The sequence below is a fragment of the Rhodobacter sp. genome, assembly GCA_020637515.1.
Classification (GTDB): domain Bacteria; phylum Pseudomonadota; class Alphaproteobacteria; order Rhodobacterales; family Rhodobacteraceae; genus Pararhodobacter.
This window is the reverse complement of sequence record JACKKG010000001.1, coordinates 2654643-2676176: the sequence shown is the minus strand read 5'-3', so window position 1 is coordinate 2676176 and position 21534 is coordinate 2654643. Positions and strand designations below refer to the sequence as shown.

The 21534-nt window shown below is 68.9% G+C and carries 22 protein-coding genes; 14 read left to right on the top strand and 8 right to left on the bottom strand.

Annotation, left to right across the window (positions count from 1 at the left end; all coding sequences use genetic code 11):
* The first annotated feature begins 4 nt into the window (after positions 1 to 4).
* The 4 genes from phoB (at position 5) to H6900_13110 (ending at position 3496) form a co-directional block, all read left to right on the top strand.
* Positions 5 to 697, top strand: a complete 693-nt coding sequence (phoB, locus tag H6900_13125; GenBank protein ID MCC0074220.1) for a phosphate regulon transcriptional regulator PhoB — start codon at positions 5 to 7, stop codon at positions 695 to 697.
* Positions 698 to 786: 89 nt separating this feature from the next.
* Positions 787 to 1707, top strand: coding sequence for an aminotransferase class IV (locus H6900_13120; GenBank protein MCC0074219.1), 921 nt, complete (start codon positions 787 to 789; stop codon positions 1705 to 1707).
* A 5-nt stretch (positions 1708 to 1712) separates the two neighbouring features.
* Positions 1713 to 2588, top strand: coding sequence for a LysR family transcriptional regulator (locus H6900_13115; GenBank protein ID MCC0074218.1), 876 nt, complete (start codon positions 1713 to 1715; stop codon positions 2586 to 2588).
* On the top strand, positions 2585 to 3496 hold the full coding sequence (locus H6900_13110; protein ID MCC0074217.1) for an alpha/beta hydrolase: 912 nt from the start codon (positions 2585 to 2587) through the stop codon (positions 3494 to 3496). Before H6900_13115 ends, H6900_13110 begins: the two co-directional genes overlap by 4 nt.
* Here the strand turns inward: H6900_13110 and H6900_13105 are convergent.
* The 6 genes from H6900_13105 to H6900_13080 form a co-directional block, all read right to left on the bottom strand.
* Positions 3490 to 4056 (bottom strand): hypothetical protein, encoded by a 567-nt coding sequence (locus H6900_13105; GenBank protein ID MCC0074216.1) that lies wholly within the window; start codon positions 4054 to 4056, stop codon positions 3490 to 3492. The genes H6900_13110 and H6900_13105 overlap by 7 nt on opposite strands.
* Before the next feature lie 112 nt (positions 4057 to 4168).
* Complete coding sequence (locus tag H6900_13100; protein MCC0074215.1) at positions 4169 to 4330, bottom strand: hypothetical protein; 162 nt, start codon at positions 4328 to 4330, stop codon at positions 4169 to 4171.
* A complete protein-coding gene (locus H6900_13095; protein MCC0074214.1) occupies positions 4327 to 5445 on the bottom strand; it encodes a YeeE/YedE family protein in 1119 nt (372 codons plus the stop codon). Before H6900_13095 ends, H6900_13100 begins: the two co-directional genes overlap by 4 nt.
* The gene (locus H6900_13090) at positions 5445 to 6401 is read right to left on the bottom strand and encodes a sulfurtransferase (protein MCC0074213.1); all 957 of its coding nucleotides are present in this window, start codon (positions 6399 to 6401) and stop codon (positions 5445 to 5447) included. The genes H6900_13095 and H6900_13090 overlap by 1 nt, the downstream gene beginning before the upstream one ends.
* 222 nt (positions 6402 to 6623) lie before the next feature.
* Positions 6624 to 8498, bottom strand: a complete 1875-nt coding sequence (locus H6900_13085) for a capsule biosynthesis protein (GenBank protein ID MCC0074212.1) — start codon at positions 8496 to 8498, stop codon at positions 6624 to 6626.
* Positions 8476 to 9135, bottom strand: a complete 660-nt coding sequence (locus H6900_13080; GenBank protein ID MCC0074211.1) for an ATP-binding cassette domain-containing protein — start codon at positions 9133 to 9135, stop codon at positions 8476 to 8478. Before H6900_13080 ends, H6900_13085 begins: the two co-directional genes overlap by 23 nt.
* Before the next feature lie 255 nt (positions 9136 to 9390).
* Here H6900_13080 and H6900_13075 point away from each other — a divergent pair, with 255 nt between their 5' ends.
* The 8 genes from H6900_13075 (at position 9391) to H6900_13040 (ending at position 16915) form a co-directional block, all read left to right on the top strand.
* Positions 9391 to 10206, top strand: a complete 816-nt coding sequence (locus H6900_13075) for an SseB family protein (protein MCC0074210.1) — start codon at positions 9391 to 9393, stop codon at positions 10204 to 10206.
* 19 nt (positions 10207 to 10225) lie between these two features.
* The gene (locus tag H6900_13070; GenBank protein MCC0074209.1) at positions 10226 to 10993 is read left to right on the top strand and encodes a lipo-like protein; all 768 of its coding nucleotides are present in this window, start codon (positions 10226 to 10228) and stop codon (positions 10991 to 10993) included.
* A 149-nt stretch (positions 10994 to 11142) separates the two neighbouring features.
* Entirely contained in the window at positions 11143 to 11607 is a 465-nt protein-coding gene (gene rplM, locus H6900_13065; GenBank protein ID MCC0074208.1) for a 50S ribosomal protein L13, read from the top strand.
* Between the two features lie 2 nt (positions 11608 to 11609).
* Entirely contained in the window at positions 11610 to 12119 is a 510-nt protein-coding gene (gene rpsI / locus H6900_13060; GenBank protein MCC0074207.1) for a 30S ribosomal protein S9, read from the top strand.
* A 182-nt stretch (positions 12120 to 12301) separates the two neighbouring features.
* Positions 12302 to 13093, top strand: a complete 792-nt coding sequence (locus H6900_13055; GenBank protein MCC0074206.1) for a class I SAM-dependent methyltransferase — start codon at positions 12302 to 12304, stop codon at positions 13091 to 13093.
* A 193-nt stretch (positions 13094 to 13286) separates the two neighbouring features.
* Positions 13287 to 13931, top strand: a complete 645-nt coding sequence (locus tag H6900_13050; protein MCC0074205.1) for an FMN-binding negative transcriptional regulator — start codon at positions 13287 to 13289, stop codon at positions 13929 to 13931.
* Positions 13932 to 14013: 82 nt separating this feature from the next.
* Positions 14014 to 15474: an amidophosphoribosyltransferase gene (locus H6900_13045; GenBank protein ID MCC0074204.1), complete on the top strand. Its 1461-nt coding sequence runs from the start codon at positions 14014 to 14016 to the stop codon at positions 15472 to 15474.
* Between the two features lie 187 nt (positions 15475 to 15661).
* Entirely contained in the window at positions 15662 to 16915 is a 1254-nt protein-coding gene (locus tag H6900_13040; protein MCC0074203.1) for an FAD-binding oxidoreductase, read from the top strand.
* A 4-nt stretch (positions 16916 to 16919) separates the two neighbouring features.
* Here H6900_13040 and typA read toward each other — a convergent pair whose 3' ends face one another.
* Both typA and H6900_13030 read right to left on the bottom strand, forming a co-directional pair.
* Entirely contained in the window at positions 16920 to 18740 is a 1821-nt protein-coding gene (gene typA / locus H6900_13035) for a translational GTPase TypA (protein ID MCC0074202.1), read from the bottom strand.
* Positions 18741 to 18981: 241 nt separating this feature from the next.
* The gene (locus H6900_13030) at positions 18982 to 19602 is read right to left on the bottom strand and encodes a cation transporter (protein MCC0074201.1); all 621 of its coding nucleotides are present in this window, start codon (positions 19600 to 19602) and stop codon (positions 18982 to 18984) included.
* A gap of 114 nt (positions 19603 to 19716) precedes the next feature.
* Here H6900_13030 and H6900_13025 point away from each other — a divergent pair, with 114 nt between their 5' ends.
* A complete protein-coding gene (locus tag H6900_13025) occupies positions 19717 to 20166 on the top strand; it encodes a helix-turn-helix domain-containing protein (GenBank protein MCC0074200.1) in 450 nt (149 codons plus the stop codon).
* 55 nt (positions 20167 to 20221) lie between these two features.
* Positions 20222 to 21475 carry a sarcosine oxidase subunit beta family protein gene (locus H6900_13020; GenBank protein ID MCC0074199.1) on the top strand — a complete coding sequence of 418 codons (1254 nt, stop codon included), beginning with the start codon at positions 20222 to 20224 and terminating at the stop codon, positions 21473 to 21475.
* Positions 21476 to 21534: the final 59 nt, after the last annotated feature.

The window sequence follows — 21534 nt, the reverse complement described above, 5'->3', positions numbered from 1 at the left end:
CGCCATGAGCCGCAACGACAATCCCCTGGTGTTGGTCGTCGATGACGAGCCGGCACAACGCGCGCTGCTCAGCTACAACCTGGAAGCCGCCGGTTTTCGGGTCGCCACGGCCTCGGACGGCGAAGAAGCCTTGCTGCTGGTGGCCGAGGAATCGCCCGATGTGATCTTGCTGGACTGGATGCTGCCGCGCGTCTCGGGGATCGAGGTCTGCCGCCAACTCAAGGCGCAGCGCGGCGCCGCCGATGCGGCGATCATCATGGTTTCGGCGCGCTCGGACGAAAGCGACCGCGTGCGGGGGCTGGAAACGGGCGCGGACGATTATATCACCAAACCCTATTCGGTGACCGAACTGCTGGCGCGGGTGCGCGCCAACCTGCGCCGCGTGCGGCCCGCGCGCGCGGGCCAGGCGCTCGAGGTGCGGGACCTGCGGCTGGACCCCGAAACCCACCGCGTCCACCGCGCGGGCGCCGAACTGCACCTGGGGCCGACCGAATTCCGCCTGCTGGCGGCGCTGATGGAGAAACCGGGCCGCGTCTGGACCCGCGAGGCGCTGCTCGACCGGGTCTGGGGGCGCGACATTTATGTCGATACCCGCACCGTGGACGTGCATATCGGCCGGTTGCGCAAGGCGATCGGCGCGCGCGGCGGCGAGGATCTGATCCGCACGGTGCGCGGCGCGGGCTATTCCCTCGACTGACGTCGGCACGCGACGGGCCGGGGTGCAAGGTCGCGCCTTGACAGTCCCGCCCCCTTTGCCCCCAATCGGGACCGCAGCAGGGGGACCCGATGAGCACCACGTCAACCACGACCGCCGCGCAGGGCTATGTCGCCGATCCGCGCAATGACCAGGTCCTGGTCTGGGTGAACGGCGCGCTGGTGCCAAAGGCGCAGGCGGTGGTCAGCGTGTTCGACGCGGGCTTTGGCTTTGGCGACGGCGTGTGGGAGGGGCTGAGGCTGGTGCGCGGGCGCATCTTGCAGCGCGAGGCCCATCTCGACCGGCTGTTCGAAGGCGCACGGTCCATCGCCCTGGACATTCCCCAGGGCCGGGACGGGATCAATGCCGCCATCGACGGGGTGATCGCCGCGAACCGGATGACGGACGGCGCCCACCTGCGCCTGATGGTGACCCGGGGCGTCAAGGCGACCGCCAACCAGGACCCGCGCTTCCTCGTGTCGGGGCCGACCGTCGTCGTCACCGCCGAATACAAGACCCCGCGCCCCGAGACGCGCGCCCGGGGGCTGACGCTGTTCACATCAACTTTCCGAACCTCGGGGCCCGATGTGTTCGACCTGCACCTGAACTCGCATTCGCGGCTGAACCTGATCCAGGCGCTGATCCAGGCCATCAACGCCGGCGCGGACGAGGCGCTGATGCTGGACCCGCGCGGCTTCGTGGCCTCGTGCAACTCGACCAATTTCTTCGTCGTCCGGCGGGGCGAGATCTGGACCTCGAGCGGGGCCTATTCGTTTCGCGGGATCACCCAGCGCGCGGTCATCGACGCCGCACGCGCGGACGGGATCCGTGTGCACGAGGGCGACTTCACCCTGGCGCAGGTCTATTCCGCCGACGAAAGCTTCGTCACCGGCACGCTGGGCGGCGTCACGGCGGTCACCCGCATCGACGGTCGCGTGATCGGCATGGGCGTGCCGGGGCCGTTGACGGACCGGGTTCGCGCGCTCTACGAGGCGGCGGTTTACCCGGGCTGATCGCGATGCAACCCGATCAGATCGACACGTTTCTGGACCTGTGCGAAACGCACAGCTTCCACCGCAGCGCGGAACGGCTGGGCGTCACGCAATCCACCGTCTCGGGCCGGCTGGCGTCGCTGGAGCGGGTGCTGGGGGTGACGCTGATGCGCCGCTCGCGCGCGGGGTGCGAACTGACCACCGAGGGGCTGCGCTTCGAACCCCACGCCCGCGCCCTGCGGCACGCCATGACCGAGGCCCGCGCGGCCGCGCGCGGGGCCGAGGGGCGGGCGATGACCCTCAGGCTGGGTTTGCAGAACGACCTCGCCGCCGACGATCCCGCGCATTGGGTTCAGGCGATCCGCGCGCTGCTGCCGCAGGCTGCGATCTATATCGAGGCCGACTATTCCGCGCAGATGTGCCGCGACGTTCAGGGCGGGTTGCTGGATCTTGCGCTGTTGTTTTCGCCGCACCCGTCGCCCGACCTGCATTTCGAAACGCTGGGCGAACTGGCCTATCGCATGGTCGCGCCAGGCGCCGGGTCCAGCGGTGACCCGGCGCCGCGACTGGCCGACATCGCTGCCGAACGCTATGTGATGGCCAATCTGTCGCCGGCCTTTGCCCGCACGCACGAGGCCCTGCTGCCGCATCTGTCCGCGCCGCCGCTGTCGGCCGGGCAGAACGCCACGGTGCGCGGCATGATCCTGGCCTTTGGCGCGGCCGGTTATCAACAGGTTGGTGCGGCGCGGCGGCTGGTGGCGCAGGGGCAGGCCCGGTTCGTCGCCGACGCGCCGGTGCTGACCCAGCCGATCTTTGCCGCGATCCACTACCGCAACCGCCACCGCGCCGTCTGGCGCAAGCTGATCGCCGCGCTGCGCGCAACCCTGGGAGCCCCCGCATGACCCGTGACCCAAGCGACTATTCCTGGCTGCCGGCCGATTTGCGCGCCTTCATCGCCATGACCGAGGCCGACTATCCGCCGGACGCGGTTACCTTGTCGATGGCCCGGCAGCGCGCGGTCTATGACACCTCGTGCGCGCGCTTCGACCAGCCGCACCCGCCGGGCCTGCGGACCGAGGATCGGACGATCGCCGGCGTGCCTTGCCGGCGCTACATCCCGACCGCGCCCAGGGCCGATGTCACGGGGGTCTATTTCCATGGCGGCGGCTTCGTGGTCGGCGGGTTGCACAGCCACGATTCCATCGTCGCCGACCTGGCCGAGGCCGCGCAGGTGACCCTGATCGCGGTGGATTACCGGCTGGCGCCCGAGCACCGGCACCCCGCGCATTACGACGATTGCGTGGCGGTGGTGGACGCGCTGGACGGGCCGCTTGTCCTGGTGGGCGACAGCGCGGGGGGCAGTCTGGCGGCGTCGATCTGCGCGACTCGGCCCGGGCGCATTCGCGGGCAGGTGCTGATCTACCCGGGGCTGACCTCGGACGCCGACATGCCCAGCATGATCCGCCACGCCCACGCCCCCATGCTGACCGCCGCCGATTGCCTCTATTACCATGAGATCCGTTTCGACGGGCCGCCGCCCCGGGGCGACGTGACGGCCGAGGCCCTGGCGGCGACCGATTACAGCGACCTTCCGCCGACCGCGATCTTCACCGCCGAGGCCGACCCGCTGGCATCGCACGGCGTGGAATACGCGGCCCGCCTGGCCGAGGCGGGCGTGCCCGTGTCCCTGACGGAAGAGCCGGGTCTGGTGCACGGCTATCTGCGCGCGCGAACCCTCGCCGAGGGCGCGCGCGCCTCTTTCGAACGGATCGCCAGGGCGCTGGACACCCTGGCGCGCCCGGCTCAGTAGCGGACCACCGTCTCGAACGTGTCGGGCATCTGGACCTCGGGGTCCAGGATGTCCACCAGGTTGAAGGTCCAGGTCGCCTGGGTGTGATCGTCGTTGATCGTCCCGTTCGACGAGACGACCTCGGCCCCGGCGACGCGGATGGTGAAGACATGGCCTTCCAGCATCGGGCGCATCATCTGCGCCATCTGCGGATCGGCGCGCAACTGGTCGGATTCGGCCGTCATTTCGGCCAGCGGGAAGGTCACACGCACGGTGCCGTCGCCCAGATCGGTCGCCGTCGGATGCGGCTCGTCGGGGGTCTTCTCGAACACCTCGGCAAAAGTGCCCGAGATCGACAGGTCGCAACGCGCCTCGGTTTCGGTCATCACCAGCGTGCCGCCTTCGTCGGCCGAGCAGAAATTGTCGGTGCCGCCCATCATCTCGAGCATCTGGCGCTGGATGGTCATGTTGCCGGTCACGCTGGCCTGGTCGGCGCCGGTGATCGTCGTCGTCAGATCGACATCGACGCAACCGGAAAGGGCAAACGCCCCGACAAGGGCCGCGGCTTTGAACAGTTTCATGGAAAGCTCCCGTCCTGAAATGGATTCCGGGCGTCAGACTAGCCGGGGGGAGCGCCGGCTTCCAGCGGTAATGCGCGGCGATCGGCGGCCCGTTGCAGGGCCGCCGGACCGATCAGTTCTGCGTGCAATGCGCGCCCGTCGGCGCCGCGCCCGATCCCAGCGCCAGCGCGGCGGGAAAGGCATAGGGTTGGGGCAGGCCGCTGACGGCGGCATCCCAGACCAGCAGCGCGGCCAGCGCCGACAGGGCGATCAGGGCAACCAGAGGGCGGCTCATGCGGCGACCTCGCTGGGGCGTCGCGCCGGAACCAGCACGAAGGGGCGCAGCCTCAGCCCCAGCGCCGAGCCGGCAAAAGCGGCGACAAACCAGGCCCAGCCGTGCAGCGACCCGGTCGAGATGCCCGAAAAGAACGCCCCGACATTGCACCCCAGCGCCATGCGGCTGGAATAGCCCAGCACCACGCCCGCGACCAGCACCAGCGCCCATCCGCGCGGCGCCAGCGGGGCGACCGGCGCGCCCGGGGCCTTGCGGGCGTTGACCACCAGGAACGCGCCCAGGATCAGGCCGATGTCGGTCAGCGAGGTGACGTCCGTCAGGATCGACTGCGACAGCCGCGTCACGTTGCCCGGCTCCGCCCAATAGGCCGAGGCGCTCAGATCGGCGCCCAGGGCGGTCGCGATCTTGGCGCCCCACAGGCCCAACCCGTAGACGATGCCCCAGGCCTGCCCGGCGACCACCAGATTGCCGATGGCCAGCGCCGCCAGCAGAGCCGCCGCCCAGAACAGGCGCGCCGGCGGCAGGCGCTTGCCCGGCGCCGCGCGCCAGGCGAACAGAACCGCCAGCAGCGCCAGCCCGCCCAGCGTCAGGGCCAGCCCGCCCGTGGGCCCGGCCAGAGACTGCGCCGAGACCATCGGCAACCCCGGCAGCCCGCCCCAGAATCCCGCGTTGAGCGTGCCCAGAAAGGCGCCGGCGACAAATCCGGCCAGCGCGACCAACCCCACCAAGTTGCCCGAGCCCGCGTTCACCAGCGTGCCCGATCCGCAACCCATCACCACCTGCATCGTCGCGCCAAACACAAACGCGCCGATCAACATGCCCAGCCCGATCGGGGCATGGGCCGGGGCCAGCTCGACAGGGTTCGCGGCCAGCAACGGAAAGGCCACGGCGGCGGTCAGGCCGATGGCCAGGACCTGCGCGATCAGTCCGCGCGCGTCGCGTTCGGCGATCATCAGGCGCCAGGGCCCGGCAAAGCCGAATCGCAACCCTTCCAGAACCAGGCCAAAGCCGATTCCGATCGCCACCAGCAGGCCCGAGCGCGGCCCCGCGGCCAGCGCCACCGCGCCGACCACCGCCAGCCCCAGCAGGGTCATCGCAAGACGGCGCGCGGTCATCAGAACAGCCCCGCCACCCAGCGCGAGGTCGCGCGCCAGGCGTATTGCAGCCGGTTCGGCGCGTGATCCAGTGGACGGCTGCCGTCGGCGGTGTATTCCGCCATGCTCTCGGCATAGAGGCGCACATCGTCGTAGCCGGCGACCTCGGACAGGGCGAACCAGTTGATCGCGGCCCAGTGCCCGGTGTTGCAGAAGCTGACCGCCGTGGTGCCCTGGGCATAACCCGATTGCCCGGCGAGGGCGCGGATGCGATCCGCCCCGACCAGGCGCGTGCCGTCGAAGAATTGCGAATAGGCCACGTTGTCCGCGCCGTGGATCGTGCCGGGCGCGGCAACCGACCAGGTCAGCCCCTCGAAGAAATCCGCCGGGCGCGCGTCCAGCAACCGGGCGCTGCCGTCGGCGGCCATTTGCGTCACCTGGTCGGTGGTTGCGCGCCAGGCATCGCTCCAATGCGCGACATATTCCGACGGAAGGGCCGAGGCCGGCGCGGTTTCGGTCGGCAGGCCCGCGCCGCTCCAGGCGGCCAGCCCGCCGTTCAGCAGCGCCAGGTCCGCGATCCCCAGCGATTTCAGGGTCCAGTAAACCCGCGCGGCGGCCCCCATGTCGGTGGCATTGGCGCCCGCGTGCACCACGACGACGGGCGTGTCGGTGTCGATCCCCAACTCGCGCACGACGGTTTGCAGATGCGCGAGATCGCGCAGCGCGCCCGGGTTCGGCATGTCCGAGCGCCAGGCGGCATAGGGCGACCACTCGGCACCGGGGATATGCCCGGCGGCGTAATCGCCGGTGATCTGCACGATGCGGATCTCGTCGCCGTGTTGCGCGAGCAGCGCGCTCAGTTGCGCGGGCTCCAGCAGGGGCGACCACCCCTCGGGGGCCAGGGCGAACGCGGGCAGGGCGGTGGTCAGGGTCAGGGCGGCGGCCAGCGCGAGGGCAGGGCGGCGGGACAGGGTCATGGCGCATCTCCGATCAGGGACATGGGTCCGATCTGTCAGCGTCATGGCACGCTGGCAAGCGCCCGGCGCGCCGCGCGGCTGCACGCCGGGCGACCCGTATTCCGCCCGCGCCACGAAGGCCGGAACGCTGTTTCGGCGCGGCGCGGAACCGGACGACCCCGTCACACGGACGGAGCCGCAGGGCGGACAGGCGGACTTATTTGCCGGCCGGTCCGCCGAGGCTCAGCCGGTGACCTGTTCGCGCAGGATCGCCGAGGTCATCGAGATCATGAGATAGATGCCGGCGAAGATCAGGAAGGCGAGCGCGGTATCGGCAAAGGCGCGGGGGTAGGTCGGCTCGTCGGGGGCGACGGGGGTCACGCCCAGCGACAGGTAGCGCACCTGGCGGTTGGCCTCGACGCGGGCGGCCTCGAGTTGTTGCATGGCCTGGGCCAGCAGCATCTGCCGGGTCGCGACATCGGCCTGCGCCATCGTCTGTTCGCGCTGCAACTGCGCGACCGAGGCCTCGCCGTTGCTGCCCTGCGTCAGGCTGTTGCGCAACTGGTTGATCCGTTCTTCCAGCGACGCGACGCGGCGCTGCGCCTGTTCCAGCCGCGCCGGGTTGGGCCGCGCGTTGGCTTCGAGGTCGGCGAGGCTGAGCCGCTCGTTGTTCAACTGCGATTCCAGCTGGGTGATCTGTTGGGTGAGCAGCGTCACCTCGACCTCGGACGACAGCATCTGCGTGCGTTCTTGCAGATCCAGCACCCGTTGCTGGGCGTCGCGCATCTCCTGCTCGGCGTTGGCGACGTGTTGCTGGGCGTCGCGCATCTGGTTCTCGCGCACGCGCTGCGTCAGTTGATCGACCTGTTCCTCGGCGTAGGAAATCAGCGCGCGGGCGAAGCGTTCGCTGGTTGCGGGGTCGGCGGCGATCACCTCCATGCGGATGATCCCCTCGGTCGGGTCGTAACTGACCTGCACCATGCTTTCATAGAGTCGATAGGCCGCCTCGTCGGTCGAGTCGGGGGCCAGACGGCGCAGCGGGTCGATGTTGTCGCCCTGGAAATACGCCTTGAACCCCTGTTCGGCATCGAGCCGGCGCATCGCGTCGCGCGATTGCAGGTAGCTTTGCACCGCGCGCGAATCGTTGTTCGAGCTGAGCCCGGCACCGCCGAACATGCCCGCCAGCGCCCCGGCGCCGGCGCTGGACCCGCTATCGGCCTGCTGCACGATGAATTCGGAATTGGTCGCATAGAGCGGCGTGGCCAGAACATAGAAATAGAAGGCCGCGATCAGCGTCGGCAGACCGACGAAGACCAGCAACCGCGTCGCCAGCAGGGTCATGCGCCGCCGGCGCCGGCGGGCGATGTCGTGCTGGATGCGCGAGACCTCCATCTTGCGCACCTCGGTCGAGGGCAGGCCAGGCCCCGGCTCGGCCTTGGCCGGGGGGGAGGGCTGGCGATAGGTCTTGGGCAGCTGCGGTTGCGCCGGCTCGGTCGTGGTCAGCGCGCGGCTTTGCGGCGTCTCGTCCTTTGCCAGGTCCAGCAGGGTCGAGCGTTCGAACGGGTCGATGCCCCGCTTGCGCAGAAGGCGCACAGCCTCGATCCCCGAGGTCGCCTTGATGCCGTTGCGCTGCGCGACGCGCATCGCCATGCGCAACTGGCGCCCGGTCAGTTCCGAATCGCGGATCGTGTCGATATCGGCCTCGGCAGGTGTAACCGGTTGCGCCGGGCGCGGCGCGGAGGTGTCGGCGAGTCGGTCCTGCGCCGGCGGCTGTGCCGCGGCCGGGCGCGGGGCCGGGCGCGGGGCGTTGCGTGCGGCCGGGTGCGTCGGCGCAGGCCGGGTGGGGCCGGATTCTTCATCGAAAAGGGCATCGGGCACGGGCCGCGCGCCCCGTTCGGGGGACCGGTTGGCGGGCTGCGCGGGCCCCTCGGCCCTGGGGGGCTGCGGTCGGGACGGCTGGGCGCCGGGGTCCCGCGTGCTGGATGGCCGCGTCGCCGAGGGGCCCTCGTTCGCGCCCGGCGTGGCGCCGGGCTGCGGCGCCACCGCGGTGCGAAGCGCGCCGGTGGGATCATCGCCCAGCCTGAGCCGGAACCGCCTAGCTTTGGGTTTCGTAGTCATAAATCGCTTTCGCTTCTTCCAGCGAGTCATAGAACCGCAACTGCCCGTCGCGCAACACGGCTGCGGACTGACAATAGCGTTCCAGCGTCTCGGCCTGGTGGGACACGATCAGCACCGTCGCCTGTTCCAGCCGTTCCTTCAGCATGGCGCCGGCGCGGCGGTTGAAATTGGCGTCGGTGGTCGCCGGCATCCCTTCGTCCACCAGATAGAGGTCGAATTCGATCGCCAGCATCAGCGCAAAGGCGAACCGCGCGCGCATCCCGGCGCTGTAGGTGCCGACCGGCATGTCGAAATATTCGCCGATATCGCACATCCACCGGCAGAAGGCTTCGACCTCGTCGGGATCGAGCTGATAGAGACGGGCGATGTAGCGCGCGTTCTCGGTCGCGGTGTGGCGGTGGTTCAGCCCGCCCATGAAGCCCAGCGGAAAGGACACCCGGCAGGCCCGCGTGATCGTGCCCTCGTCGGGCTTTTCCAGCCCGGCCATCATGTTGATGATCGTCGTCTTGCCCGAGCCGTTCGGCGCCAGGATTCCGACGGAATTGCCCAACTCGATGCGGAACGACGCATCGTGCAGGATCACCTTGTGGGTTTTCCCGGTCCAGAAGGATTTGCTGACGTTGTTGAACTCCAGCATTGCGCGCGCCTCGTTGCCCGGGCCTGTCGTGACGGTGGCCCAACGCGGACCAGTCTGCCATGCAAGGCTTAACAGGGCTTTTCTTGCGGCCCGGATACGGACCGATCTGGGCGTCAGTATGGCGCATTCAATGGGGCCGGGGTAGTGAAAAACATGTGTTCACAGGGTAGCAAACCGGCGCCGGGGTTTACTTTGCGCGTCAAACCGCCGACATCCGGGTCCGCAACCGATCCGCAACCGATCCGAGGCGCCGCGATGGACGATCTGCCGGAAACCGACCTGGACCTGACCCTGCGGCACCTGGCCGAAGCGCCCGCGGACGCCCCGCGCCGGCTGGCGCTGCACGCCGAACTCAGCCGCGCCGAGGTCTTCGTGCTGCTCGATGCCGAGGTTGCCGGCGACCGGATGGAACCGCGCGTCTTCGCGCTGTCCGACGGGCCGGCGGTGCTGGCGTTCGACAGCGAGATGCGGCTCGCGGGATTCGCGGGCGAGGCGGCCTATGCGGCGCTGCCGGGGCGGGTGCTGGTGCCGATGCTGGCGGGGGCGGGTCTGTCGCTGATCCTGAACCCCGATGCCGACCATGCCGCGCTGCTGGACCCGCCGGCGCTGGCCTGGCTGGCGGACACCCTCGCCGCGCCTGCCCCCGACGTGGCCGAGGCCGTGCCCGAGGGGTTTGCCGCGCCCGCGTTGCCCGCGCCGGTTCTGGCGCTGCTGTTGCCCGCGCTCGAGCGCCGCCTGTCGGGTCTGCCGGGCCTCGGGCGGGCGGTCCTGGCGGCGGTGCGCTGGCGCGGTGGCGGCCGGGGGCATGTGCTGGCGCTGTCGGGATTGCCCGAGGCCGCGCACCCGCCCGTCGCGCGCGCCGTGGCCGAGGCCCTGTCGCTGTCTGGTCTCGACGCGGGGGCGCTGGACGTGATCTTTCCGCCCGCGCCGGCGATGGCGACGATCGAGGGCGTCGGCCTGGCGCTGTCGCCGGTGCCCGCGCCCGCCACAACTGACCAGATCGTGACGCCCGAGCCGGCCCCCGGGGCCAACCCGGGGCTTGACCCGTCCCGCCCGCCCAAGCTGAGATGACCGGCAAAGGGAGACGCGCATGTTCGAACGCCTTGGCAGCGTCCTGGGCCGGTTCCTGGAACGGGACAAACCGCGCGATCAGCCGGTCATCGCGCAAGATCACCCGGCGCTGTCGGCAACGATCCGGGTGGGCGATGTGCTGCTTGTCGAGGGGCGCGCGCGGATTTCCACGGCAATCAAGTATCTGACGCAAAGCACCTGGTCGCACGCCGCGCTTTGCGTGCGCGATCTGCGCGACGGTGGCAATCTGGTGGAACTGGTCGAGGTCACGCTTCAGGACGGCTGCCACCGCGTGCCACTGTCGAAATACGCGCTGTTCAACACCCGCCTGTGCCGCCCCGCCAGCCTGTCCGATACCGAACGGATCGCCGTGGCGCGCTACATGGCCGACCGCATCGGCTACACCTATGACACGCGCAATGTCATCGACCTGGCGCGCTACCTGTTCCCGACGCCGCCCATTCCGGTGCGCTGGCGGCGCCACATGCTGAGCCTGGGGTCGGGCGATCCGACGCGGGCGATCTGTTCCTCGCTGATCGCCCAGGCGTTCCAGTCGGTGCGCTACCCCGTGCATCCGCAGATCGAGATGCTGCGCCAGCCCGGCACCGGGCAGACGGTGGGTCGCGTGCAGGGCCAGGTCTGGCGCCCGCGGAGCCCCACGCTGATCGTGCCGCGCGATTTCGACCTGTCGCCCTATTTCGCGGTGGTGAAGCCGACGCTGACCCACGGTTTCGACCATCACCGCATCCCCTGGGCCGACGCGGGGACGGGCAAAGTTTTGGGGTAAAATGATACCTATTTCGCAAAGCATTGTTTGATAAGGATTATTCCGCGCATCATCCCCTTGACGCGCCCCGGCAATCCGCTAGAACACGGCCATCCGGCGCCTTGGGTCCCCTTGGCGCCGAATCCCTTCTCACGTTTCAGGGCTGGACCATGAAAACCTACACCGCAAAACCGGCGGAGATCGAGAAGAAGTGGATCCTGATCGACGCCGAGGGCGTCGTTCTGGGCCGCCTCGCCACGATCGTTGCCAACATCCTGCGTGGCAAGAACAAGCCGACCTTCACGCCGCACATGGACATGGGCGACAATGTGATCGTCATCAACGCCGACAAGGTGCAGATGACGGGCAACAAGCGCGCCGACAAGCGTTACTACTGGCACACCGGCCACCCGGGCGGGATCAAGTTCCGCACCGCCGGTCAGGTGCTGGACAGCGCCCACCCCGAACGCGTCGTGATCAAGGCTGTCGAGCGCATGATCACCCGCAACCGCCTGGGCCGTCAGCAGATGACCAACCTGCGCGTCTATGCCGGCGCCGAGCATCCGCACGAAGCCCAGCAGCCGACCGTCCTCGACGTCAAGTCGATGAACCCGAAGAACACCCGGAGCGCCTGATCATGGCTGATGAGATCAAAACCCTCGACGCGCTGAAAGACGCCGTCGCCGGCGCTGCGGCCGCCCAGGCTGCCGCGTCGCCCGCCGCCGAGCCCGCCGCCCCCCGGGAACCCAAGCGCGACGCGCTCGGCCGCGCCTATGCCACCGGCAAGCGCAAGGATGCGGTCGCGCGCGTCTGGATCAAGCCGGGCACCGGCAAGGTCACCGTGAACGGCAAGCCGATGGCGGAATATTTCGCCCGTCCGGTGCTGCAGATGATCCTGCGCCAGCCGTTCACGATCGCCAACGTTGAAGGCCAGTTCGACGTCTTCGCCACCGTGGTCGGCGGCGGTCTGTCGGGTCAGGCCGGGGCCGTGAAGCACGGCGTTTCCAAGGCGCTGCAACTCTACGATCCGGCGCTGCGCCCGGCGCTGAAGGCCGCGGGCTTCCTGACCCGCGACTCGCGGACCGTGGAACGCAAGAAATACGGCAAGCGCAAGGCGCGCCGCAGCTTCCAGTTCTCGAAGCGCTGATCGAACTGGTGTATACGATACAGGGCGCGGCTTCGGTCGCGCCCTTGTGACTTGGGACGGTCCGTTTTTTTCCGGGTTGTCCTGTTTGGTTCCAGCCTGCTTGTTGCTTTATCTGTTCCCGCCTTGTTCCGTGCGTGTTTCGTCGCCTGGTATCGAGTTCGCCCCGATTGCGGAGAATTTTCATGGGTTTCGACAGTGCCTATCAGGCATTGCAGGACGTGTTCTGGCGGGGCCGCGGCCTGGGCCGGTTCCGGTCCTCGCGCTATCCCGAACGCTCGAATGTCCGTGACGATTTGCGCGACAGCTACGGGTTCACCGGCGATCTGGCCGACATTTTCTGCGACAACACCGGCAAGGTGGTGCACAAGTGGCACCACTTCCTGCCGATCTACGAACGCCACTTCGCCCCGTTCCGAAACCGTCCGATCCGGTTTCTGGAGATCGGCGTCTCGCGCGGTGGGTCACTGGCGATGTGGCGCAAGTATTTCGGCCCCGAGGCGATCATCTACGGCATCGACATCGACCCGGAATGCGCGGCCTTCCAGGGCAGTGATGGTCAGGTGCGAATCGGCTCGCAGGCCGATCCCGACTTCTTGCGCCGGGTGGTCGCGGAAATGGGCGGGCTGGACATCGTGCTGGATGACGGCAGCCATGTGATGGCGCACATCAAGCGCACCCTCGAGACGCTGTTTCCGCTGCTCGATCCGGCCGGGGTCTACATGATCGAGGACCTGCACACCGCCTATTGGCGCCGCTTTGGCGGGGGCTTCTGGCGGCGAGGGAATTTCTTCAATTACACCCGCCAGCTCGTGGATGACATGCACAGCTGGTATCATGTGACCAGGCCAAAGCACCCTGTCGTCTCGGATATCTGCCGTTCCATTCAAATCTACGATTCGATCGTCGTGCTGGAAAAGGGCCGCAAGGTGATGCCGCTGCATTCGCAGATCCCCTCGCCCGACGCAGCGGACTGACGAAGGCTCGGACTGGGCGCGCGATGTGCGCGCCGGTATCCGAACCTCGACCCCGGCGTCCCGCATCACCGGGTGCTGCCGCTGGCGGTGGTGCGGGCGTTGATCGTCGCTTTCTACCGCCGCCGACTTTCCGCTCGCTTCCGTCGGCAATTTCCGCGATAGCCCTGCCCATAGCCCCAACCCCGCAGGCCGCATGTACACCCCCGACCATTTCACCGAATCCGATGCCGCCCGGATCGACCAGGTGATCCACGATCATCCGCTGGCCGCGCTGGTGGCGATGGGCCCGCAGGGGCTGGTTGCCAACCATCTGCCGCTGTTGCGCGACGGCGACGGGTTCGTCGGGCACGTGGCGCTGGCCAACGATCTGCACCGCGACCTGCCCGACGGCGCCGCGGTGCTGGCGATCTTTCGGGGCGCCGAGGGCTATGTCAGCCCGAACTGGTATCCCTCCAAGGCCGAAACCCACCGGGCGGTGCCGACCTGGAACTACCAGGTGGTGCATGTGCACGCCCGCATCCGCTGGTCGCATGCCGAACGGGACCGCCGCCGCGCCGTGTCCTTGCTGACCGCCAGGCACGAGGCCGCGACGCAGGGCGCCGCCGCCTGGCGGATGGGCGACGCGCCGGCGGATTTCCTGGCCCAGCACCTGGCCCGGATCGTCGCCTTCCGGCTGGAGGTCACGCGGGTCGAGGCCAAGTCCAAACTGAACCAGAACCGCGACGCGCGCGACATCGCCGCCGTGGCCGAACGGTTCGAGGCGCAGGGCAAGGACGGGCTGGCCCGCGCCATGCGCGGCACCCCCGATCCCCGGAGCGATGTCACGCCGATGACATGAATCGCGCCCCGGGGACGCTTGCCCCTTGCCCCGCCGGGGGCAAGCGCCTAAAGGAGGCGCATCGCAGCTATGGGGATCCGCCATGCAGCCTTGGCTCAGCCATCCATTCGACGATGACAAGCTGAAGGAGGAATGCGGCATATTCGGCGCGGTTGGCGTTCAGGACGCCGCGAATTTCGTCGCCCTCGGCCTGCACGCGCTGCAACACCGTGGCCAGGAAGCGGGCGGCATCATCACCTATGACGACGCGCGCGGCTTTCAGTCGGCCCATCGCTTTGGGCTGGTGCGCGACAACTTCACCTCGGCCAAGCTGATGGAAACGCTGCCGGGCTCGATCGGCATCGGCCATGTGCGCTATTCCACGGCCGGCTCAAAGGGGGCGACCGCGATCCGCGACGTGCAGCCCTTCTTTGGCGAATTCGCCATGGGCGGGGCCGCCATCGCGCACAACGGCAACATCACCAACGCCAACGCGATCCGGCGCGAGCTGATCGACCGCGGGTCGATCTTTCAGTCCTCGTCCGATTCCGAATGCATCATCCACCTGATGGCGCGGTCGATCCAGAAGACCATCGCCGAACGCCTGAAAGACGCGCTGCGCCGGGTCGAGGGGGCGTTTTCGGTGATCGCCATGACCCGCACCAAGCTGATCGGCGTGCGCGACCAACTGGGCGTGCGCCCCCTTGTGCTGGGCCGGATCGGCGACGGTTGGGCGCTGGCATCGGAAACCTGCGCGCTGGACATCATCGGCGCAGACTTCGTGCGCGAGATCGAACCGGGGGAAATGGTGGTGATCGACACCAAGGGGTTGCAATCGACCCGCCCGTTCGAACGCACGCCGTCGCGGTTCTGCATCTTCGAGCAGGTCTATTTCAGCCGACCCGATTCGATCATCGGCGGGCGCTCGGTCTATGAGACGCGCCGCCAGATCGGCGTGGAACTGGCGCGCGAGGCGCCGGTCGAGGCCGACCTGGTCTGCCCGGTGCCTGACAGCGGCACGCCGGCGGCGATCGGCTACAGCCAGGAATCGGGCATTCCCTTTGCCATGGGGATCATCCGCAACCAATACATGGGGCGCACCTTCATCGAGCCCAGCGAACAGATCCGCAACATGGGCGTGCGGCTGAAGCTGAACGTGAACCGCGCGCTGGTCGCCGGCAAGCGCATCGTTCTGGTCGATGACAGCGTGGTGCGGGGCACGACCTCGCAGAAGATCAAGGAAATGATCCTGGAGGCGGGCGCGCGCGAGGTGCATTTCCGCATCGCCTCGCCGCCGACGACCTGGCCGTGTTTCTATGGCGTCGATACGCCGGAGCGATCGAAGCTGCTGGCGGCGCGGATGAACGAGGACGAGATGCGCGATTTCATCGGCGTCGAAAGTCTGAAGTTCATCTCGCTGGACGGGCTCTACCGCGCGGCGGGCGAGGCGGGGGGGCGCAACGCGGCCTGCCCGCAGTTCTGCGACGCCTGTTTTTCGGGCGCCTATCCGGTGGCGCCCTCGGACATGATCGAGCGCGGGTTCGAGCTGAAGGCGGCCGAGTAGGCGACTGGCGGCGGCGGGGGCTGCCGCCCCCGCACCCCCGCTTCAAGGGGGGCACGCCCCCCTTGAAAATCCCCGTGCGTATTTTTCACAAGATGATGGACGGCAGACCGGCACAGGGCGGGTTCGCGGGCCCTTGACGGCGATGCGCGCGCGGAACAGGGTCAGGCCCCGTGCCCATGGAGCCCGCATGACCCTCGACACCCCTGGCCTTTGGGCCGACACCGCATCCCCTTCGCCCGACCTGTCGCCGTTGAGCGGTGCCGTGGGGGCCGATCTGGTCATTGTCGGCGCGGGCTACACCGGGCTTTCGGCGGCGCTGAGCGCGGCCGAGTCCGGGGCGCGGGTGGTTGTGCTGGAGGCGCTGGGGATCGGCGCGGGCGGTTCGGGGCGCAACGTCGGGCTGGTGAACGCGGGCTTGTGGATCATGCCCGATACGGTCGAGGCCGCCTTGCCGCCGGGCAATCCCTTGCCGGGGTTGCTGGCCCAGGCGCCGGCGGCGGTCTGGGCGCTGATCGACAAGCATGCGATCGCCTGCGAGGCGCGGCCGGTCGGCACCCTGCATTGCGCGCCCGACGCCAAGGGCCTGGCCGCGTTGGCGGAGCGTGCGCGCCAATGGCAGGCGCGACAGGTCGCGGTGCGGATGCTGGATGCCGGCGAGACGCGCGCGCGGGTGGGTTCGGGGCGGTATCGGGGGGCGCTGTTCGATCCCCGTGCGGGCACGGTGCAGCCCTTGGCCTATGCCCGGGGGCTGGCGCGCGCGGCGCTGGCGGCGGGGGCCGCGATCCATGCGCCGAGCCCCGTCACCGACGCGCGCCGCGCGGGCGACGACTGGGTGCTGAGCGTGCCGGGCGGCACGGTGCGCGCGCCGCGCGTGATCTGGGCGGGCAACGCCTATGGCCAGGGGCCGGCCGCGAACCCCGCGCTGGCGGTGCTGCCCTATTTCAACTGCGCCACCGATCCCTTGCCCGAGGCGCTGCGCGAAACGATCCTGCCGGGCGGCGAGGGGGCCTGGGACACCGCGCAGGTGCTGACCTCGTTCCGGCTGGACGCGGCGGGGCGGTTCATCATCGGCTCGGTTGGCTGGCTGGGGGCCGCAGACGCGGCGGTGCACGAGGCCTGGGCGCGGCGGCAGATGGTCCGGCTGTTCCCGCAGTTGGCGGGGCAGCGTTTCGCGCATCGCTGGTTCGGGCGCATCGGCACCACGCCGGACGCGTTGCCAAGGCTGGTCATGGCGGGCGAGGGCGCTTACGGCATCACCGGCTTCAACGGGCGCGGCATCGCACCGGGCACGGTTCTGGGGCGCGAACTGGCGCTGGCGGCGCTGGGGCAGGGATCGGGCGTGCCGCTGGAGCCCGCGCGCCCCGATCCGCTGCGCGCGTTCAGGGGGCTGGGCATCCGGCTGGGGGCGGCGGCGCTGCATCTCGTGGACCAGCGCCGCTGAGGGGTCAGGCCTCGGCCTTGGCCATGCGCTTGCGCTCGTGCGGATCGAGATAGCGTTTGCGCAGGCGGATCGACTTGGGCGTGACCTCGACCAGTTCGTCGTCGTCGATATAGGCGATCGCCTGTTCCAGCGACATGATGACCGGAGGCGTCAGGCGCACGGCCTCGTCCGTGCCCGAGGCACGGACGTTGGTCAGCTTCTTGCCCTTGATCGGGTTCACTTCCAGATCGTTGTCGCGCGAATGCTCGCCGATGATCATGCCGACATAGAGCTGCTCTTGCGCGCCGATGAACATGCGACCGCGATCTTCCAGGTTCCACAGCGCATAGGCGACGGACACGCCGTTCTCCATCGAGATCAGCACGCCCTGGCGGCGGCCCTGGATCGGCCCCTTGTAAGGCACCCAGTCGTGGAAGATGCGGTTCAGAACGCCGGTGCCGCGCGTGTCGGTCATGAATTCGCCCTGATAGCCGATCAACCCGCGCGAGGGCACATGCGCGACGATGCGCGTCTTGCCCGTGCCGGCAGGCTTCATCTCGGTCAGGTCGCCCTTGCGCGGGCCCGTCAGCTTTTCGATCACCGCGCCCGCGTATTCGTCATCGACGTCGATGATGACCTCTTCGACGGGTTCCAGGCGCTCGCCGTTTTCCTCGCGGAAGATCACCCGCGGGCGCGAGATCGACAGTTCGAACCCCTCGCGGCGCATGTTCTCGATCAGCACGCCCATCTGCAATTCGCCGCGCCCCGAGACCACGAAAGCCTCGCCGCCCGGGGTGTCCTCGATCTTGATGGCGACGTTCGATTCCGCTTCCTTCATCAGCCGTTCGCGGATCACGCGCGACTGCACCTTGTTGCCGTCGCGGCCGGCCAGCGGGCTGTCATTGATGCCGAAGGTGACCGAGATCGTCGGCGGATCGATGGGTTGCGCGGGGATCGCGGCATCGACCGAGAGGTCGCACAACGTGTCGGCGACGGTGGCCTTGGTCATGCCGGCGATGGTGACGATGTCGCCGGCGACGGCCTCGTCGATGGGCTGCTGTCCCAGGCCGCGGAAGGCCAGGATCTTGGTCACGCGGAACTGTTCGATCCGCTCGCCCTTGCGGCTGAGGGCCTTGAGCGTTTCGCCGACCTTGAGGGTGCCGGCCTCGACCCGGCCCGTCAGGATCCGGCCGATGAACGGGTCGGCGCCCAGCGTCGTCGCCAGCATGCGGAAGGGTTCGTTGGCGGCGGCGATCTGTTTCGGCGGCTCGACATGGCGCATCACCATGCCGAAGAGCGCCGACATGTCCTTGCGCGGGCCGTCCAGATCCTCGTCCGCCCAGCCGTTGATGCCCGAGGCATAGAGCACGGGGAAATCCAGCTGCTCGTCCGAGGCGCCGAGGTTGGCGAACAGGTCGAACACCTCGTTGAGCGCGCGGTCGGGTTCGGCCGCCGGCTTGTCCACCTTGTTCAGGACGACGATCGGCTTGAGGCCCAGCGCCAGCGCCTTGGAGGTGACGAACTTGGTCTGGGGCATCGGACCCTCGGCCGCATCGACCAGCAGGCAGACGCCGTCCACCATGCTGAGGATGCGCTCGACCTCGCCGCCGAAATCGGCGTGGCCGGGGGTATCGACGATGTTGATGCGCGCGCCTTTCCATTCGACCGAGGTCGCCTTGGCCAGGATGGTGATCCCGCGCTCGCGTTCCAGATCGTTCGAATCCATCGCCCGTTCGGTCACGGCCTGACCCTCGCGATAGACGCCGGATTGTTTGAGAAGCTCATCCACCAGCGTCGTCTTCCCGTGGTCGACGTGCGCGATGATGGCGATGTTGCGAAGGTCCATAAGGCTGTCCTGATTGCTGCGCTGCCGCGCATACAACAGGAATTGCCGTTTGGCGAGTCGGCATGGCGGGGCGGGGCGGGATTGCGGGCGAAAACCCGGTGGTTCGGGTGGGCGAGGGGGCGGCGCCGGGGGGCATCGAGCCCCCCGGCGCCGCCGCGCGGTCGCGCGGGCCCCCGGGCTGGCGGCGCGCCCCGGTCGGCGGCCGGAGCGGGTGGTCAGTGCGGGTGGCCGGTGCGGGCGGTCAGTGAGGGTGCGAATGCGGGGTGTCGATCTCGTGCCCCGCGCGGCGCAGGATCTGCAGGGACGAGGACAGGAACAGTCCGGCCATGGCGATGGCGGTGACCAGATCGGGCCAGCCCGAGCCGGTCAGTGCGACCAGCGCCGCCGCGCCCATCACGGCGATGTTGCCGATCGCGTCGTTGCGCGAGCACAGCCAGACCGAGCGCACGTTCGCGTCGCCGTCGCGCCAGCGCATCAGGATCAGGACCGAGGCCACGTTCGCCGCCAGCGCGGCCAGGCCGACAGCGCCCATCACCTGGGCGCGGGGCAGGCCGGGCGCCAGCGCGTCATGGATTGCGAGGCCCAGGATCGTCAACCCCATCGCCGCCAGCGACAGCCCCTTGAGTTGTGCGATGCGCGCCCGCAACCGCAGGCTGCGGCCGATCACCGCGAGCGACAGCGAATAGGTCAGGGCATCGGCGCCGAAATCCAGCGCGTCGGCTTGCAGGGCGCGGCTGCCGGCCAGCGCGCCGGCCGTCATCTCGACCAGAAACAACCCGCCGTTCAGCACGAGCACCGCGATCAGTGCGCGGCGATAGGCGGGGCTCGCCCCATCGAAATCGTGGTCGTGGTCGTGAGGCATCGGGGTCTCCTGTGTCCTTCGCTGGTGCGGGGCCCTGGCGAGGCCCGCGCGCGGGTCTTGCCGTGGCGCGACTCGGGGTCTAACATCTACAGTGGCTGGAGGAGCAACCCCCCCATGAAGGACCTGACCATCGGTGAGGCCGCCCGCGCCAGCGGCGTCAAGGTGACGACCATCCGCTTTTACGAGGACCGCGGTCTTTTGCCCGCGCCGCCCCGCACCGAGGGCAACCGACGGCTCTATGACCCGGGCACGGTGGCGCGGCTGACCTTCATCCGGCACGCCCGCGACCTGGGGTTCGCGCTGGAAGATATCACCGACCTGCTGGATCTTCAGGATCAGCCGCACCGATCCTGCGCCGCCGCCGATTCGTTGGCGCGGCGGCACCTGCGGGCGGTCGAGGCCCGCATTGCCGCGCTGACCGCCCTGCGCGGCGAATTGCGGCGCATGACCGAGGCCTGCGACGGCGCCGCGGTCGAAACCTGCCGGGTGATCGAGAGCCTGGCCGACCATGGCCGCTGCGCGGGCGAGCACGGCGCGGCAATCGGCACGGGACTGTCGAATTGAGGCTTGTCTTTGCTCTCTGGACAGGATTGTCTATAGGCGCAACAAGGGGCTGAGAATGCGCTACAGCGGCTTTCGCGTCTTCACTCAGGGGCTGGGCGGCAACAAGGGCTGGACACCGGCCTGGCGCCGGCCCGATCCGAAACCGGCCTATGACATCGTCATCATCGGTGGCGGCGGGCACGGCCTGTCCACGGCCTATTACCTGGCAAAGAACCACGGGCTCAGAAACATCGCGGTCCTGGAAAAGGGTTACCTGGGCGGCGGCAATGTCGGGCGCAACACCACGATCGTGCGGGCGAACTATTTCCTGCCGGGCAACAGCGAATTCTACAGCCACTCGCTGAAACTGTGGGAGGGGCTGGAACGCGAGCTCAACTACAACGTCATGCATTCGCAGCGCGGGCTCATCAACCTGTTCCACTCGGACGGTCAGCGCGATGCCTTTGCGCGGCGCGGCAACGCGATGCTGGCGCAGGGCGACGACGCGGTGCTGATGGACCGCGACGCGGTGCGCCGGCTGCTTCCGTATCTCGATTTCGAGCAGACGCGCTTTCCGATCTACGGCGGGCTCTATCATCCGCGCGGTGGGACGGCGCGCCATGACGCGGTGGCCTGGGGCTATGCGCGTGGCGCGGACCGATTGGGCGTCGATCTGATCCAGAATTGCGAGGTCACGGGGATCGACATCCAGAACGGCCGCGTGACGGGCGTGCAGACCACGCGCGGCGCCATCCGCGCGAAGAAGGTCGCGATGGTGGTCGCCGGGCGCTCGGGTCAGGTGGCGGCGATGGCGGGGATGCGTCTGCCGATCGAAAGCCATGTCCTGCAAGCCTTTGTCACCGAGGGGCTGAAGCCCGTCATCGACCATGTCATCAGCTTCGGCATGGGGCATTTCTACATCAGCCAGTCGGACAAGGGCGGGCTGGTGTTCGGCGGCGATCTGGATTTCTACGCCTCGTATGCGGCGCGCGGCAATCTGCCGATGGTCGAACATGTCATGGAGGCGGGCATGACGCTGATGCCGATGATCGGCCGCGCCAGGCTTCTGCGCAGTTGGGGCGGGATCATGGACATGTCGCCCGACGGCTCGCCGATCATCGACACGACGCCGGTTGACGGGCTGTTCGTGAACACGGGCTGGAACTATGGCGGGTTCAAGGCGGTGCCGGCTTCGGGCTGGTGCCTGGCGCATCTGATGGCGACCGGCGCCCCGCATCCGGTGGCCGGGCGCTTCCGGCTGGACCGGTTCCGCACCGGCCGTGGACTGATGGACGAAGAGGGCACCGGCGCGCAGCACAACCTGCACTGATCCGCGCCAGTCCGAGCTGAAACGACAGGCGGCCCGCTGGCCCGGTCCAGGCGCCGCCT